Annotated in this window: 1 protein-coding gene; it reads left to right on the top strand. The window is 62.1% G+C overall.

Annotated elements, in window-relative coordinates:
• Position 1: 1 nt before the first annotated feature.
• Positions 2 to 1,195 (top strand): IS256 family transposase (locus ACFO5X_RS26130; RefSeq protein ID WP_380723270.1); only part of this gene is annotated, 1,194 nt, incomplete at its 3' end.

Below are 1,195 nucleotides of genomic sequence, written 5' to 3'. Positions count from 1 at the left end.
GATCTCCAAGGAACTGCTGGACGAACTGCTGAAGGGCGTGGAGCGTCCTGAGGACCTGCTCGGCGAGGCCGGGCTGATGAAAGAGCTGAAGATCAAGCTCATGGAGCGTATGCTGGGCGCCGAGCTGACCGCGCATCTGGGCTATGAAGAGGGCAAGGAGGTTCCAGCGGGCCAGGGCAACCGCCGGAACGGCACCTCGACCAAGGTGCTGAAGGGGCAGGACGGAGAGATGCCGGTGGCGGTGCCCCGCGACCGCGACAGCAGCTTCGAGCCCGAACTGGTGAAGAAGGGCCAGACCCGGATCGACGGGATGGATGACAAGATCATCGGGCTCTATGCCGCCGGGCTGACGGTGCGGGATATCCAAGCTCATCTGCTCGATCTCTACGGCCTGAAGGTCTCGCCCGACCTGATCAGCCGCGTGACCGACGCCGTTCTGGACGAGGTCCGGGAATGGCAGAGCCGGGCGCTGGAACGGATGTATCCGATCGTGATCTTCGACGCGCTACGGGTGAAGATCCGCGATGCCGACAGCCGGACGGTGAAGAACAAGGCCGTGTATGTCGCCTTGGGCGTTACCCGAGATGGCCAGCGCGAGGTTCTTGGCCTCTGGATCGCCGAAAATGAAGGCGCCAAATTCTGGCTGTCGGTGATGAACGAGCTGAAGAACCGCGGCATCCAGGACATCCTGATCGCGGTCGTGGACGGTCTGAAGGGCTTCCCCGAGGCCATCACCGCCGCCTTCCCGGAGACCATGGTCCAGACCTGCATCGTGCATCTGGTGCGCCACAGCCTGAACTTCTGTTCCTGGAAGGACCGGAAGGTGGTGGCTGCCGGCCTGCGCCGGGTTTACAGCGCCCCGACCGCCGATATGGCCGAAGCCGAGCTCGATGCCTTCGAAGAGAAATGGGCCGGGAAATACGCCTCCATCGCCCCGGCCTGGCGCCGGGCATGGCAGGAGGTGATCCCGTTCTTTGGTTTCGATCCCGCGATCCGCAAGATCATCTACACCACGAATGCCATAGAAAGTCTGAACCGCGTCATCCGGAAATCCATCAAGACACGGGGCTCATTCCCGACCGACGAGGCCGCGACCAAGCTGATCTACCTCGCAATCCGCAAGTTCGAAAAGGATGGCAGAAATGTTCGGGAATGGTTTGCAGCCCGCAACCAGTTCGCCATAATGTTCGGCGAG

Source organism: Seohaeicola nanhaiensis, assembly GCF_042654245.1.
Classification (GTDB): Bacteria; Pseudomonadota; Alphaproteobacteria; order Rhodobacterales; family Rhodobacteraceae; genus Seohaeicola_A; species Seohaeicola_A nanhaiensis.
Note: the sequence above shows the minus strand (reverse complement) of the source record. Positions and strands in the feature narration are given on the sequence as shown.